Here is a 15,086-nt window from a genome sequence, read left to right on the forward strand (position 1 = left end):
CCCCCGCTGGCACCGCCCCTCCCCGGCCGGCGTCCGACACGACTCAAGCCGCTCCGCCCCTGGTGAGGGCCCCGTAAAACCGGATTTCGTCTCCGGGCGCCGGTGGGCTAAAGTAAACGACGTCGCCGCGAGAGCGAGTGACATCGGGGTGTAGCGCAGCTTGGCAGCGCGCTTCGTTCGGGACGAAGAGGTCGTGGGTTCAAATCCCGCCACCCCGACAGAGAAACACCAGGTCAGGCTCGGTGCTGAGAGATCAGCACCGAGCCTGACTTGTTTCTCAGGGGCTCTCTGGAGAAATCCTGGAGAAGATCTTGGAATCTTTCTCCAGACCAGCTCCCTACCGGCGAGCCTTCAGTAGCGCGTCGAGGACAGCAACGGGCGAGCCGGGGCTCATCGCCCGGCGCGCGTCCAGCGCTTCCTCCCACATCCCGGTGAGCGCAGTCATCAGCGTCTGCCGCATCCCGGACGTGATGTGGTCATAGCGGGACTGCACGGAACCGTCCTCGTGGCCCATGCGTTCGTCCATGAGCTTCGGCGGGGTCCCCACTTCTCTCATGAGGGTCTTGTGCGTATGGCGCAGCCCGTGCGGTGTCAGCCCCGGAGCGATCGGCACCCAGCACGCCTCAGCCCTCTTGGAGGCTCCTCGCCCGCGTGCCGGAATCCCGGGCCAAGGCTCAGCGACCACGGGCACCGGGTGCTCCTGCTGATTACCGCGCCCGGGGTACCGTCCGGTGACGGCTGGCTGGAAGAGCCAGGTGGCGAATCCGGAGCGTCGCCAATGTGCAGCCAACTCCCCCGATCCCGCGTTCCGGACGTACCCGAGATCGGTAATGGCCTCCAGAACCTTCAGCCGGGTCGGCTCCGCCACAGCGTCCGGGCGATTGAGGACGTTGGAAACGGTGCCGGACGAGACGCCGGCACGGCGAGCGACGTCGGTCAGCTTCGCTCCCGGACGGGTCGTAGCGCCGTTTGCGGTGCCGTGACTGCGGAAGACGTAGGCCAGTCCGTGGCACTCACACGGCTTCGGTTTCGTCCGGGCAATGTGGTCGGCAAGAAGCGAGGCGAGGAAATCCGGAGCGTCGATGTCCCGGTAGGAGTCGTCCTTGGGCGGGCAACGATGCAGTTCACCGGTATCCAGCTCGTAGAGCTGCCACTCCACGCGAAGACTCTTCGGCCGGACGAACTCGGCCTCAAGGCCCACGACTTCACCCCAGCGCATGCCTGTGTAGCCCTTGACCATGCAGCCAACGAACTCGTCGTCGCGGCCGGACAGCAGCGCCATCCGCTCCGCGAGCAGCAGAATGCCGAGAGCCGTCGTAACCGCCTTCTCCGGGCCACGGTTGCGTGAGCGACCAGCGCGCTTTCCGCGTCCGCGCCGCTTGGTTGCCGGGTTGGAATCGCGCAGCCCCTCGTCAACAGCATCGGCAAGGATCAGGTGCAGCGTCGCCCGCCATGTCTTGACGCTGGTAGCCGCATAGGGAACGGCGCGCTCGCGCTTCTCCCAAGCGGCAATGTCGGTACTCAGGATGTCCGCGATGGCGAAGTCCTCGAATGCGGGGAGTAGATGCTCTTCGATGTGCCGCCGGTAGTTCTGCATGGTGGACGCCGCCAAGTCCTGCGCGGCATACCAGCGGCTCACGTAGGTACCGAAGGTGATCCGCTCCGGAGGCACCTTCTTCGTCCCCGCCAGCAACTTCGCCTCTTCGGCATCCGCCGCCTTCTTCGCGGCTGCCTTGGTCCGGAAGCGGATGGCATCACCATCCGCATCGCGGACCGTTCCATACTTGCCAGGCGCGAGCTTGTACCGGCCGCGCCAGTAGCCGCCGAGATTCTCGGCATACCCCAACTTGTTCTCCTCATAGACGGGTGTGCCGCCCGGCTGGACGACCGGGCGGCACACGGAATCAGGCTGCGCTGGACTGCGATTGGCTGTGTCGCGCCCTGCGCGGCGTCCTTGCCTTCAAGGGGGCGACGGCCACCGCCGCCGTAGTAACCGCCCGGCGACGCGGTGCAGGTGCGGCTCGAACAGCGGCGCTATTGGTCTGGGCGGGACGGCTCTCGAAGATGCGCATGATCTCTGCGAAGTGCTCGGCCGTGAACCGGTAGCTGCCGGCGGGCTTCGTGAAGGGGATGCGTCCCCTGCGAGCCTGCTCCTTCACCCACCACTCGGAGCAGCCAAGGGCTTGGGCGACATCCGCAGCGGAGTGGAGCTGAGGCAGGCCAGTGCTCTTCTGACTCACTTTCGCGTCTCCTCTGGAGTTCACTTGGGGGTCTTGTCAGAGCCCGGACCTGTCCGAGGCTCGGATTTCTGCGTCACCGCGTCATCAGCGTCACTTGAGGCTCTGACCTGCGGGTTTGGGTGACTCTGCGGATCGGGTGTGCGTCACCGGTGCGTCATTGGGAGCGTCACCGGGTGACGCAGGTGACGCAGGATGACGCAGAGAAATCCGTCTGCGTCACCGCTGTTGGCGCAGGTCAGGGGCCGTTTTCCGGGCCGGGTGACGCAGGTGACGCAGCGTCTTCCTACTTAGGACAAAGAAGGTGCTGCCTGTAGTACTTGACTGCGCCTTACAAAGCGAAGAAGGAGCCGCTGCGCGGCACGACCTTGGGGCGGCGTTCCGCCGAACAGCAAGAGGAGCACGTGCTCTTCTTGCTGTTCGCTTGAACGTGCGGTCGCGGGTCAGAACGCCCGCGTCTGCTCGTGCGGAAGCAGGGCCGGGGCGACCGTGCGGGTCATTTCGAGGTAGCGGCCCGCCTTGGTGCGGCCCGAGTCGATGAGGACGCCCCGGGCGGCGAGGGTGGGTTGGAGGCGCTTGAGGCGGTCGGAGAGGACTTTGCCGGTGGTGGGCCAGCCCTTGGGCAGGGGACGCGGCTCGTCGCTGCTGTAGAGGGTGCTGAGGAGGTGCAGCCATTCTGTGGAGGTCATCCGCTGCGCCGTTCCCGGGGTGAGGGTGTCGGCGTGCCTGAGGACGATCTGTGCGAGGAGGTCGCCCTCGATGACGTCGTCGTTGAGGTCGTCCAGGCTGGCCCGGTAGGCGGTGAGAGCCCCGAGACCGGTCGCGGCGTCGAGCTGTGCGCACAGGCGCGCGAAGTCCGCCATCCGCAGATCGGTCGGGGTTTCCGCTTCGACGGCTCGGACCTTGACGGTGAGGTCTAGCAGGGAGCCGAGGACGGTGGGTAGGGCTTCCGCGTAGTCGGCCCACAGTTCCGCTTCGGTGCGCCGGACCTTGGGGCGTTCCAGCCGCAGGGGCAGGAGTCGTTCGGCGAGGTCGGGGCGGATGACGCCGACGTCGATGCCTGTGAGGAGCAGGGGGCGGCGGTATCCGATGCGGTATACGTCCCCGTCGGTGAACAGGGCGCGCTTGACGTTCTCGATGCCGGTGACGATGCAGCACATCGCGTCGGAGAGTTCCGGGGTCATGTGGGAGAGGTTGTCCAGGGCGGTCACCCATCCTGCCGCGACCGCTGCGACCAGGTTCTCCTCGTCCTTCGGCGCCCGTCGCAGGTCGCCGCTCATGCCTTCCACGATCCTGATGAGCATGCGGCCTCCGGTGGACTTGCCGGCGCCCTGCGGCCCGGTGAGGAACGGCGCGGGGACCGGTACAGACGGCTCCAGGCAGCCGATGAGCCAGGCGATGGCCAGGCACTCGGTTTCCGCGGTGGCGAAATTGCACAGGCGGAGCAGGAGGTCGATGCCCTTGCCGTTCGTGTCCTTGGCCGGCAGGGGCAGTTCCCCAGTGAGCTGGGTGCGGCGCCAGCACACCTCGCGCGGGTCGGGGACGGCGATGTCCCAGCCGGTGGGGTGGATGCGCACGGACTGCCCGTCGTCGCGGCCCAGGTCCAGCCAAGTCGCCCCGTCAAAGCCCGGGGCGACGCGGATGTTCACGGACTGCACGTCCTCGCTCAGCGCGAGTGCTTCGATCAAGTCCAACGCCTCCTTGAGCGCGGTCCCGTTGAACACGCCGTATCCGTCCTTGAACAGGCCGACCATGAGTTCCTGGCGGTGGCTGCCCGTGGTGCCCTGTGAGCGGATCGGGCGGGCTACGGGGTGGCCTTTCCGCTGCGCGTACACGGTGCCGTCGGGGGTGCGGAAGTACCGGAAGTGCGCCTGCGCGTAGTCGGTGATGACCTCGCGGGCGGGAGTCTTCTCGTCGTCGGCCATGGTCACAGTCCCAACCTGGTGCGGGCGTTGGCCCACGCGTCGGTGCAGTGCCGGACGGTCTCGCCCTTGGCCTGCGCGGCGGCGAACAGCCGGGCGATGTGCGTCTCGGTGAGGCAGCCGCACCGGCCGTGCGTGGACAGCACGGCCAGGAACGTCCGGTACACGGTCGCGTGCACCGCCTCCCGGGCCTCGGTGATGCGCTGCTCGGCCATGGCGATGCCACGCTCCAGGAACGCAGGCGTGCGATGGCGGCACTCCCCGCCCCCGGTAGGCGCGGGCACGGCGAAGGGAACCGGCCGGACTGCGGTGGGCGCCTTCACGGTCAGCGTTCGCACGGCGTCCGGGAGCTCCGTCATGGTGCCGCTGCCGGGACCGAGCCACCGGGCGTAGGCCATCGTGGACTTGATATCCACGCCACGCCGCACGCCGTTGGCGGAGGTCGTAGCCCCGCGGTAGAGCCAGTGCTCGCCGCGGGTGGTCGGCACGGTCCGAGTCGTGGGCAGATTCTCGCGGGCCCACTCGATGGCGTCGGCGTTGTCCAGGTCCACGACGGTGAGGCCGGCACCGCCGGGGTGGTAGGCGACTGTGCTCGCGGCGAGCCAGGCGTGGCGCCAGGGGCCGGAACGGATGACGTCCGGGTCGGTGGTCGCGGCGGCCCATGCGTGGCAGGGCGCGGGGCAGGTGCAGGGTCCGGGGGTCTTCATGTTCGGCCGCCCGCCACAGGCGTTGTCCGCGCAGCGACGGCAGTTGCCGAACGGGGCCTTCCCTGCCCGTAACGGCATGGCGGGCACGCCGGAGGCTGCCAGGGAAAGCGCGGTGCGCAGGTGCTCTCCCCGAATGTCGGTCGGTTGGGTCATGCTGGATGTCTCCAGTTCTGTGATCTGGGCTGGTTGGCAAGGGCGGCCCCGCTTTCATTGGCGTGAGATGGGGCCGCCCTTGGCGTAGCTAGTACTGGTCGCGGGCGTCGCAGGAGTCGCAGTCGCAGTCGTCGTCGTGGGGGCAGTCGCAGCCGCAGGGGTGTCCGGTGCCGATGCAGGAGCACTGGCACATGCCCTCACCGCACGGCTCCTCGTCCGGCCCGTTCTCGGGACCGCTGTAGGTGAGCGGGCTGACGGCGCTGTGCGCGAGATCCAGGCACTGGGCGAGACCATGGGCCTGTTCCATGGCCGTGATCAGGAAGTCCTGGACGTTGGCGACGTGCCGAGCCGGGTCCTGGCCATCGGCGGATCCCAGGTGTCCGAGGGTGGTCAGGACATCGAGCGCGGTGCCGATCTGCTCGATGGCCTGCGGGAGCCGCTGAGCCAGGACCTTCAGCGCCGCGATCGCGTCGTAGGCCTCTGCCGGGTACGTCAGGCCCGGTGTCCCGGGACGAGGGAGGGTGCGGTGGTTGAACTCGCGGATGGCTTCGGCTGCCTTGCGGGTGAGCTGGGCGGGTTCGACGGTGGTGGCGGTCATGCTGCCTCCTGGCTAGTGGTGCAGGTGGGTGTGGGAGCGGGCGAAGGTGCCCCGGGTGTGGGTGGTGACGTGGGTGTTCTTGGTGACCGGCCCGGTGTAGACCGCGTGGGAGATGCTGCGCTTGGCGCGGGAGAACGCGGCGCCGATGGAGAGTGCGGCGAAGGCGATGCCGGTGAGGAGGACGCCCATGCAGATGACGCCGGTGACGCTCATGGAGGCGAATCCCTTCAGCACGAGCCAGACGCCGCAGCCGATGCCGGTGGTGCCGGCGCCGATGCCGATGGAGGCGACCGCGGTTCCGGCGGCCCAGGCGGGCACGATCCGGCGTTCGTCCTGCCAGACCGGCACCGCGTCCCCGACCGTCGGCGGCTCGGTCGTGTCGCGGTAGGACGTCGGTGTGGGCGCCGGGGGCGGTGTGGGGCGGTAGATGTCGTTGATGATGCGGCGGGCTTCGGCGTTGGCCTCGGCGTCGCTCATGCGCGGCCACCAGTCGGCCGGGGTGTTGGTCTCGCTCACAGCACGTGCCTCCCGTCGGGGTCAGGTGATGTTGGATGCGGCGTTGAGGAGGGCCTGTATGGCGGTGCGGATGGCGGTGGAGGCTCCGGTGTCGGCGGTGAAGAACCCGAAGAGGAACACCGCGAGCGCGGCGGCGGGGCCGACGTGACGGGTGCGGATGAGGACGAAGGTGAGGAGCCCGAAGAGGGCGACGGCGGACAGGGTGACGATCACGAGCGGGCCTCCCGGGAACGGCCGGCGGGCAGCTCCCTGGGGTGGGTGCTGCCCGCCGATGGCTTGTCGTCTGACTTGTCGTGTGGCTTGTCGCTTGTCTTGTCGTCTTGCTTGTCTTGTCGCTTGTCGCCTCGCAGGTCACAAGCCGTTTCCGACCCCCACGACACCCCAAGGACAGGTGTTCGTGTGGGGCGGGCGGCAAGCGACAAGCGCTACTCGCCCGAGGGCGGCCCGGGGGTGTGATCGCGGTGGACATAGCGGGCTTTGGTGCCCTCCCCGACCCTCACCGCGGTGCCGTCGTCGGCCCACGCCTTGAGCCATCCCACGACCGTCTGCCGGGTCGTGCCGTACTCGTCCGCAAGCGCGCGGGCGATCGCTGACGCCCCCGTGCCGTCCGGCCCGGCCGCGAGGAGCGCGGCGAGCGCGGCCCGCTGCGCGGGACTGTCCTCCGGCTCCTTGCGCAGCGCCGACAGGTTCAGCCCCGAGGATGCGGGCGGCGGCGCGTCCGGGTCGGGGGCAGTGGCGAACTGGGCGTCGATCTCCTCACGGAACCGGCGCAGCAGGTCATCGTCCCCGCCCGCCTTCCCGGCCCGGTCCGTGCGGTGGGCGGACAGGCTCAGCCCATCCCCAGGCGGGGACTGCTCGATGCCGGTCCCGTCCGGGGTGAGGTCGCGCATCCACGCGGTCCGCTCCGCGTCCCACCGCCGCGCATAGTCGGGGCCGGCGGCATTCGCGGACACCGCGTCCAGACGCGGATGCCGGTCGGACGTGGCGATGGTGATGTCGCGGATCTGGCTCGGCTTGATCCGCCACGCCTTGAACAACGCGCCCGGGGATTCGGGGGTGCCCATGAACCCGGCGCCCTTGAACGGCGCCTGATCCACCCCCAGCCCCCGGCGGCCAGGGAACATCTTGGACAGGTCCATGCCCTCGGTCTCCCCACCGGTCAGCGCGACCCTCACTTTGGCCTCGCGGCGAATCATCAGGTTGCCCAGCACGCTGCCGGTCGCCCCGAGCGCGGTGATGATCGTGCGGCCGCCCATGGAGCGGTGCATGCGGATGAACTCCAAGATCCGCTTGGCGAGTTCCTTCATCCGCCGGTCCGTGGAGACGAGGATCTCCGCGCCCTCGTCGATGACCAGCATGATCTGCGGAATCTTCGCGCTCACCGGCAACAGGTCGGTGTCGTGCTTGGCCAGCAGCTCCTGGTAGGCGCGCTTGCGGTGCAGGCCGATGGCGATCGCCGCGTCCAGCAGCTTCAGCGCCTCCTCGTACGTGCCGGCGAGCCAGTCCACGCCGGGCCGGACCGGATTCCCGTCCGCCTGCTTCAGCTCGCCTGCGAGGGCGGGGCGTACCCAGGGCAGGCCGGCGGATCCGGCGTTCAGGTCGATCACCCAGGTGAGGACGTCTTCGGCGCGGGCGAGTCCGGCCAGGATCGTGTGGAGCATGTTCGTCTTGCCCGATCCTGTCGGCCCGACGACCAGTGCGCACTGTTCTCGCAGGTAGGCGAGTACGTCATCGCCGTTGGTGCGGAAACCCCAGGGGATGCCGGTCAGGATCGACAGCGGCGTGTAATCCGTGGGGTACTCGCGTGGTTCGGCGAGGACGTTGCGGGTGGTGACGTCCACGATCGCCCGGCCCTGGTGGGCGCCGGGGCCGACCGCGGCGGTGCAGCCGTGCGGCAGTTTCGCATCGGCGGACAGGGCCGCGGCGTGCTGGGCGATGCGGTCGTAGGTGGTGCCGCCCTGCGGTTCGAGATCGAGGGAGTAGCCGTTGCCGGTCTCCCACATCTCCACCGCCAGCACGCGCACGGTGATGTTGCAGATCCGGCGGATCCGCTCCACCCACTCGGCAGCGATCTGACGCCGATCCGCAGTCATCTCCTCCGCGATCTGGCGCCGCTCGGCGGCCAGGGCCTCCTCCTCGCGCGCTTCCTCGTAGAGGGCGACGGAGCGGGCGCCGGCACCCATGCCGACACCGATCGTGGCCAGCGAACCGAGCGCGGCCCAGGACAGGGGGCCGGTGGCCATGGCCCAGGTAGTCCACCCGGCACCGACCAGCCACGATGCGGCCTTGAACGCCAGGGTGCGGCCCGCGTTGCGGACCTTCAGCCCGGCCACGGTGTGACCGAGGGCGCCGGCACCTCCCACAGCCATGGCCCACATAGGGGGCATGCCGGTGGCGGCGCCGGTGGTGGCGATGGCCAGGGCTCCGGTGGTCGCGGACAAGGCGCCGGTCACGGGTCCGTGACCGGCACTCCAGTCCAGCACCGGGCCACTGTCCGCCTGCTTCCTCTTCTTCGCGGCAGTGGTGGCCTTCATGTCAGACGTTCCAGCCCTTCTCGGCTTCCGGGCCGTTGCGGGGGTCCTCGTGGCGGGCGATGTCCTGCTCGTGGGCCTGGCGGAACAGCGGCCCCATGTCCTCCGCGACCGCGACCGCGGACATCAGGGCGCCAAAGATGTCGTTGAACCCGTCCGCGACTTCCTTCTCCAGCGGGAACTCGGAGTCGGCGCGCTCCGCGAGGGTCTTCATCACGTTCGCGACGCTGGTCAGCGCGGCGGGGAGGCTCTCGACCATGGCCAGGATCTCCATGGCGTCCTCGGGGTCGTAGGACTGGGCGGCCTGCTCCATCTCGGCTGCGTGCTCTTCGAACTGGAACCCGGACACGTGCTCTCCTTCACTGGTCAATGACGTGTGATCGGTGCTGTTCGGGACAGGCCCGGCCGGGCGCTCCACCCGCTCCCCGAGCCCGTCCGTGACGTCCTTGGCGGCTTCCTGCTCTGCCGCGTCCTCCGCGCTGGCCTGTTCCTCGCGTATCGCCGTATCGCGCTCGGCACGCTCCTCGCGGGCCGCGCCGGTCAGCCGCCGGTAGAGGCGCCGGCCGGGGTGGACCAGCCAGGACAGGCCCAACCTCCGGCCCAACGGGCTCGCCAGGAACCCGAGGAGACCGACCGGGAGCGCGAGGAGCGCGGCCAAGGCGCGGCGCCCATGGAACCGGGCCGCGGAACGGCGCAGAGCCTTCCGAGCGGCCTGCCGAGCAGGCGCCTTACGCACGTTCGAACGCCCGGCGGACACCTTCCGCGCGGTGGCCGCATCCCGGCGCGCCCGCTGCTTCGCAATCGCGGCCTGCTTCACCGCACGCGCCTTTCGGCCCGCACCCCCGAGCATCCGGCCCGCCACACCACCCGCCCCCGCCCGCGCCTTGCCGCCACCGGGCTTGTTCGCGCTGGGCTTCGGGGTGTTGCGGCGAGCGTCGGCCACCGCGCGCCTAGCCGCGGACGTCTGCTCCCGCTTCTGCGCCCGGGAGCCCCCGGCCTGCTTCTGCGCCTTCCGCAGCGCCCTGACCTGCCCCGCCTTGGACAGCGCACGCGCCGCAACGCCGGCGGGCTTGTTCACAGAGGCCGGAGCGCGGTGCTGGCCCGCCCCGGACCGGCCCTGACCAGCCCCACGCCGCTTCTGGCCGGGGACCTTGCCCGATCCGCCAGCTGTGCGGCCGCCGGCGGAACTGGCCTTCCTACCCGTGGTGTTGAGGCCGCCGGAGTGGTGGCGTGCGGCGTGCTGGCGGGCTGCGGTACGCGCGGCCGCCCGGCGGGCGGCCTGCTTCGGACGCGGGTTGCGGCTGCGGTAGGAGGCGAGGGTGCCGACCACGACGATGCCCGTTGCGGCGACCGCCGCGGCGATCGGCCCGCCGGCCAGACCGGCCGCCGCGATCGTGGAGACCGTCGCGTTCGCCCCCGACAGGGCCAGCGGGGCGACCGGCCAACCACCCGGAGCGTCCTCTACCTGGCCGTTCTTCTGCTCATCCGCCTTCCCCACAGCCTGTGCAGGAGACGGGGCAGACGGGGTGTCGGTGGCGGCCGGGGCCACTACCGCTTCCGTACTGGTGTCGGTCATGCTGAGAGCACTCCTTCCGGAGTGAGAAGCAGGACCCGAACGCACCGGTCCAAGGGATACGTTCGGGTCCTGCGCTTATGTGGGGAATGCGCTGTTCAGAGACAGGTGTCAGGCGGCGCTCTGTTCCTCGGGGCCGGCACAGGCGCCGCACATGCCCAGCGAGGACGGAACGACGTAGCCGACGTCGCGCCGGCACTCCGGACAGATACGGCGCGCGGCGTTGGCCTTGGCCAGAGCCGCCAACCGGCCCGGCGTCATCGGCCGCACCGGCTTCGCAGCATCGATGCGGTACAGGTAGGCGACCAGCGGGCCGCGCCGTCGCCGCGGCCGTTCGAGCTGCGCGGCGACGTCCTGCCCGCCGGGCCGGAGCCCGAGGGCGCGCAGTTGCCGGTAGGTCGCATAGCCCTCGGGGGCCAGCCGCCAGCGGTAGACGGGCAGGGTCACGACGTGCTCTCGGCGGCCATGAGCGTGGTCCACGCCTCACGCACCCGGTCCTCAGCGCCCTTGAAGCCCTGCCCACGGAACTCCATCGCGGCCTGCCGATACGACAGCGGCGGGTTCTGCGAGTGACGCAGGAACCGCAGCACCACGACCAGCTGCTCATCCGAGAGCGTGGCCCCCGGCTCGGGGACCGTCACACCCGCGACCATCGCCACATCCGCGAGCGTCACGGCCGGGAGATGAACCTCCTCATCCCGTGACTCCCCGGTGCCCTCGGCGAGCGGTTCGGAGTCCGGCGTCACGCTGGCGTCACGCCCGTCGTCACACCCACCCGCCGGACCGGAAGGCAGGGCGTTGACCTGCGTGCCGTCCACGCCCCCGGCGGTGTCCGAGGGCGGTAGGGCAGGTGCCGTCGCGGGAGCGGATTCCAGCGGCGTGACGGTCGCCGTCACGGGTGTGCCGAACATGGCGGCCAGGGCGGCATCCGCCCCCTCGGTCACGCGCTCGCGCTGCACGTTCACCAGTCGCGCCCCGAGCGTGACGTCACCCACGCCGACCTTCTCCGCGAGCTTCCACGACTCCCGCTCCGACTGCGCCTGCACCTTGGCGTCGGGGTGGTTGGCGGCACGGGCCCGGTGATAGGCGAGGGCCTGCACCAGCTCAGCCGTCTTGCGCTCGGCCTCCGGGTCGCGGCCATCGCGGTGCACGACGATGCGACGCGCGAGGAACGCGGCGCCCTCCGCGGACACGGACATGCCCATCGGAGTCAGCGCGTAGATGACCACGCGGCCCGCATCCGGGGCAGCCATCGCGGACATCGCCGACGCGGCCGCCGGCAGCGCCCACAGACCGGCGCGCACCGGCCACGGGGATGCCTGGCCCAGCATCGTCAGACCGAGCAGGACCAGCGCGAGGACTGCGGTTGCGCCCTCACCGGCCGCTACGGCACCGGCCGCGGTGCCCTTGCCGTACATGTGGCTGATGTTGGAGAACGTGCCGATCGCACCGAACCCGCCGGTCGCGGCCATCGGCACGAACGCCGCGGTCAGCACGAGCGCCTGGCCGCGGGTGAGCTTGCGCGGCGACGCCGTGACTGCGGTGCCGGTCATGCGGCTTCCCCCGTCCCGAGCCGGTTGGCGACTGTGCGACGGGCGGCCAGGACCTTGTTCGCGGCCCGGCGCAGACGGCGCTGGTCCAGCTCCGACGTCGGCCGGTCCAGCAGGCTGATCTGGACGTCCAGCAGGTCCATCTCCGCATTGATGAGCGGACGCTCCAGATCGATCGCGTGAAGGTCCCGCCAGGACGGTTCCGCGTCGGGGAGGCCATCGGTAACGGGCTCCTGAACAGCAACGATGAGCTTCATGGGTCGTGTCTCCCTAGCAGTAGGCAACGGCCCAAACAGCGGCCCCGGTGCTCGAACACCGGGGCCGCACGCCGTTGAAGTCGGTAGATCCGGCTCCCCTCAGCGCTGCTCGTACGAGACGAGCAGCGGAGGCAACCGGCCGCGGCAGACCGGCCGCGGAGAGGTCGAAAATCGCGCGGCGCTCTCCCCGCGCCGGCCGCCTTTTCGGAGGAGGCGGCCACCTCGTCGCACTGTTGAGTTCTCAAGAAACGACCAGCGTGGGGCCCGCGGCGTGCGACCGAAGCCGCCTTCCGACCGCCACAGAGGGCAGTCATACGGGCAATCCCAAGCCGTTCATGCAGGTCAAGCGCTTGCCAACCCAGGAAATCGGGAGGCCGTTCATTGACTAGCCTGCACTAGTTTGCTGTGCTGCACAAGCTTGCGCGGTGATGCGCTCTAGTTCGCTGTGGTGGGTACGCTCAGAGCATGACTGTCACTGGTGGACCCAAGTCAAAAGCGACGCAGGTGGCGGACGCACTCCGCGACGACATCAAGAAGATGAAGCCGGGGGACAGACTCCCGTCGCAGCGAGAGCTGATGGACCGGTTCGGGTTTGCGAGCCAGACCATCCAGAACGGCTTGGCCGCACTCCGCGCCGAGGGGTTGATCGTCTCGGCCGGGAACCTCGGCAACTTCGTCGGCGACGGGTCGGCCCCCACCAGCAACGTGCGCGACGACATCAAGGAAATCCGCTCCCAGATTCAGGCGTTGGCTGAACGGGTCGCAGTGCTCGAAGAGCGCTCCGCCCCGAGTGGTGCGTGATCTGCAACCAGCATGCGGGGAACGGGAGTTGATGTGTAAGTGACACCAGGGGGACGGAGAGACGGAGGTGGGGACATGTCCAGTGACACCCCGCTGTCCCCTTCCCTGTCCCCCCGGGCCACGGGGGAGACTCGGACTAGGCACTCGGAGGAGGGCGTATGACCGACGACCGGCCCGCATGGGCGCGGCGCATCGCTGCCGAGCGGACAGCACGCGACTGGTCGCAACGCGACGCGGTTCGGGCGTTGCGGGCGCACGCTCCCACGGAGCTCCCAGCAGAGGACAGCATGATTCGCCAATGGAAGCGCTGGGAGTCAGGCCAGACGCCTAACGACTTCTACCAACCGATCATTGCGGCTCTCTTCGGCACCGTGACTCACGCGCTCTTTCCGGCGCCCTCACGGCGCGACGGGGATAGGGAGATCATGGCAGCGTCCGGCATGGAGACGCTGGAGATCGTGAGCCGTCTCAACCGGTCCGACGTCGACAACGCCACGCTTGATGCCCTGCGGATCACGGCGGACCGGCTCGCCTCGGAGTACCCATTCATGCCGAGCGAGCAGCTCCTCATCGAGGGACGGCAGTGGCTTCGCCGTGTCGTCGAGCTTCACACGAAGAGCCTCACGCTCGCGCAGCACCGCGAGGTTCTCGCACTGTCCGGTTGGCTCGCGCTTCTGGTCGGCTGTGTCGAGTACGACACGGGCGACCGCCACGCCGCCGAGTCGACACGACGCGCTGCGCTCTCGCTCGCGACCGAAGCTGACCATGCGGAAGTCGCCGGGTGGGCGCACGAGATGCGGGCATGGTTCGCCCTCACGACCGGCGACTACCGCGGAGTCATCGCGGCAGCGCAAGCCGGAGCTGAGACGGCGGCACATCACGGCGTGGCCGTTCAGCTCGCTGCCCAGGAAGCCAAGGCTTGGGCACGGCTCGGAGACCGCCGGCAGGTCGAGGTGGCCTTGGACAAGGGGCGGCGAATACTCGAAGGGATGCCACACCCCGACAACCTGGACAACCACTTCGTGGTGGACCCTGCCAAGTTCGACTTCTACGCGATGGACTGCTATCGCCTGGTCGGTGAGGACAAACTCGCGCGAACGCTCGCCGAAGAGGTGCTGAGGGCGGGAACCGACTTCGACGGCACCGAGCGCTCGCCGATGCGCAACGCCGAAGCCCGCGTCACGCTGGGCGTCGCGGCGGCACGTGAGGGCGACTTGGAGCAGGCACTCATCATGGGTGAGCGGGCTCTCGAAGGCGACCGTCAGTCGGTGCCGTCGCTCATCATGACCAGCCGCGAACTCGCTGCCGAGATGAGGCGCCGCTACAGCTCCGAACCAGGCGCACAGGACTACCTCGCGCGGCTTCACTCGCTCGCCGAGCAGAAGCCCGGATTCATGCCCCGGTGAGGATCTGCTCGGTGCGGCAGGGGACTGCCGCACCGAGCCTCAAGAACACAGGCCGCCAGTCGGCACGGCAGGGCCTTGTGGTCGAAGTGGCCGGCGAGCCGGTCCAGGAAGCGGCACATCACTTCGGCGGTGAAGGACTCGGTGAAGACCATGAAGTGCATCCGGCCCTTGGTGCTGATCGCCGACATCGCGTTCACGGAGAACCGGTTCCCGCTCCGCCGCACGACGGGCGTCTTCCCCTTCTCACCCCAGGTGCGGCCGGTGACCTGGTCGGATCGGATGCCGACCTGGTCGGCGAAGAGGATCTCGCCGCCGTCTTTCTTCGCCTGCACGCGGATCTTCGGCCAGGTCTCTTCATGCCAGCGCCGGACGGCCTCGGGGTCCTGCTCGACGGCCCGCTTGTCCGGGCGCTGGAAGGACAGCCCCCACCGCTTCAGGTACTTGCCCACCCCCACCTCGGTCAGCCGCACCCGGTACAGCTTCGCGATCAGCTCGCCCACCAGCCGCCGTGTCCACAGCTGACCGGAAAGCCCCACGTCACAGGGCCGGTGGTCCAGGACCGCCTGCCGCACCGCGGCCTGCTCGGCCTCCCCGAGCACCTGGTGCACACCGACCGGCTTACCCCGAGGACGCATGACCAGGGCCTCCCGACCACCGGCCTGCCACTTCGCCCACCAGCCGTCGACCGCCTTCAGCGACACCCCGAACACCGCCGCCACGTCCTCGCGGTCCCGCCCCGCCATCAGAGCGGCCACCGCCCGCAGCCGCAGGGCCTCCTGCGCCGACGGCGACAGATGCCGCGCGTCCCCCACCAGATCGCTCACACCCACCCAAC

At 69.6% G+C, this 15,086-nt stretch carries 14 protein-coding genes and 1 tRNA gene; 3 read left to right on the plus strand and 12 right to left on the minus strand.

Features of this window, described 5'->3' with window-relative positions:
• Nucleotides 1-144 precede the first annotated feature (144 nt).
• A tRNA-Pro gene (locus tag O7595_RS14755) sits at nucleotides 145-218 on the plus strand.
• Between the two features lie 119 nt (nucleotides 219-337).
• On the opposite strand, the gene O7595_RS14760 is transcribed toward O7595_RS14755, so the two are convergent.
• The 11 genes from O7595_RS14760 to O7595_RS14810 form a co-directional block, all read right to left on the minus strand.
• Nucleotides 338-1,846: a tyrosine-type recombinase/integrase gene (locus O7595_RS14760; RefSeq protein ID WP_269732491.1), complete on the minus strand. Its 1,509-nt coding sequence runs from the start codon at nucleotides 1,844-1,846 to the stop codon at nucleotides 338-340.
• Between the two features lie 834 nt (nucleotides 1,847-2,680).
• Complete coding sequence (locus O7595_RS14765) at nucleotides 2,681-4,162, minus strand: ATP-binding protein (RefSeq protein ID WP_269732492.1); 1,482 nt, start codon at nucleotides 4,160-4,162, stop codon at nucleotides 2,681-2,683.
• Nucleotides 4,163-4,164: 2 nt separating this feature from the next.
• Nucleotides 4,165-5,019 (minus strand): bifunctional DNA primase/polymerase, encoded by an 855-nt coding sequence (locus O7595_RS14770; RefSeq protein ID WP_269729153.1) that lies wholly within the window; start codon nucleotides 5,017-5,019, stop codon nucleotides 4,165-4,167.
• 88 nt (nucleotides 5,020-5,107) lie between these two features.
• A complete protein-coding gene (locus O7595_RS14775) occupies nucleotides 5,108-5,617 on the minus strand; it encodes a hypothetical protein (RefSeq protein WP_269729154.1) in 510 nt (169 codons plus the stop codon).
• Nucleotides 5,618-5,629: 12 nt separating this feature from the next.
• Nucleotides 5,630-6,133: a hypothetical protein gene (locus tag O7595_RS14780; protein ID WP_269729155.1), complete on the minus strand. Its 504-nt coding sequence runs from the start codon at nucleotides 6,131-6,133 to the stop codon at nucleotides 5,630-5,632.
• Nucleotides 6,134-6,154: 21 nt separating this feature from the next.
• On the minus strand, nucleotides 6,155-6,346 hold the full coding sequence (locus tag O7595_RS14785; protein WP_269729156.1) for a hypothetical protein: 192 nt from the start codon (nucleotides 6,344-6,346) through the stop codon (nucleotides 6,155-6,157).
• Nucleotides 6,347-6,558: 212 nt separating this feature from the next.
• The gene (locus O7595_RS14790) at nucleotides 6,559-8,667 is read right to left on the minus strand and encodes an FtsK/SpoIIIE domain-containing protein (protein ID WP_269729157.1); all 2,109 of its coding nucleotides are present in this window, start codon (nucleotides 8,665-8,667) and stop codon (nucleotides 6,559-6,561) included.
• 1 nt (nucleotide 8,668) lies between these two features.
• Nucleotides 8,669-10,240 (minus strand): hypothetical protein, encoded by a 1,572-nt coding sequence (locus O7595_RS14795; protein WP_269729158.1) that lies wholly within the window; start codon nucleotides 10,238-10,240, stop codon nucleotides 8,669-8,671.
• Nucleotides 10,241-10,348: 108 nt separating this feature from the next.
• Nucleotides 10,349-10,684 carry an RRQRL motif-containing zinc-binding protein gene (locus O7595_RS14800; protein ID WP_269729159.1) on the minus strand — a complete coding sequence of 112 codons (336 nt, stop codon included), beginning with the start codon at nucleotides 10,682-10,684 and terminating at the stop codon, nucleotides 10,349-10,351.
• The gene (locus O7595_RS14805) at nucleotides 10,681-11,790 is read right to left on the minus strand and encodes a hypothetical protein (RefSeq protein WP_269729160.1); all 1,110 of its coding nucleotides are present in this window, start codon (nucleotides 11,788-11,790) and stop codon (nucleotides 10,681-10,683) included. The genes O7595_RS14800 and O7595_RS14805 overlap by 4 nt, the downstream gene beginning before the upstream one ends.
• On the minus strand, nucleotides 11,787-12,044 hold the full coding sequence (locus O7595_RS14810) for a DUF6284 family protein (protein WP_269729161.1): 258 nt from the start codon (nucleotides 12,042-12,044) through the stop codon (nucleotides 11,787-11,789). The genes O7595_RS14805 and O7595_RS14810 overlap by 4 nt, the downstream gene beginning before the upstream one ends.
• Nucleotides 12,045-12,509: 465 nt before the next feature.
• Here O7595_RS14810 and O7595_RS14815 point away from each other — a divergent pair, with 465 nt between their 5' ends.
• On the plus strand, nucleotides 12,510-12,845 hold the full coding sequence (locus tag O7595_RS14815; protein ID WP_269729162.1) for a winged helix-turn-helix domain-containing protein: 336 nt from the start codon (nucleotides 12,510-12,512) through the stop codon (nucleotides 12,843-12,845).
• Nucleotides 12,846-13,003: 158 nt separating this feature from the next.
• Nucleotides 13,004-14,251: an XRE family transcriptional regulator gene (locus tag O7595_RS14820; protein ID WP_269729163.1), complete on the plus strand. Its 1,248-nt coding sequence runs from the start codon at nucleotides 13,004-13,006 to the stop codon at nucleotides 14,249-14,251.
• On the opposite strand, the gene O7595_RS14825 is transcribed toward O7595_RS14820, so the two are convergent.
• Entirely contained in the window at nucleotides 14,209-15,075 is an 867-nt protein-coding gene (locus O7595_RS14825) for an IS630 family transposase (RefSeq protein ID WP_443071622.1), read from the minus strand. The genes O7595_RS14820 and O7595_RS14825 overlap by 43 nt on opposite strands.
• Between the last annotated feature and the right edge of the window lie 11 nt (nucleotides 15,076-15,086).

Origin of the sequence: Streptomyces sp. WMMC940, from assembly GCF_027460265.1 — a bacterium.
Classification (GTDB): domain Bacteria; phylum Actinomycetota; class Actinomycetes; order Streptomycetales; family Streptomycetaceae; genus Streptomyces.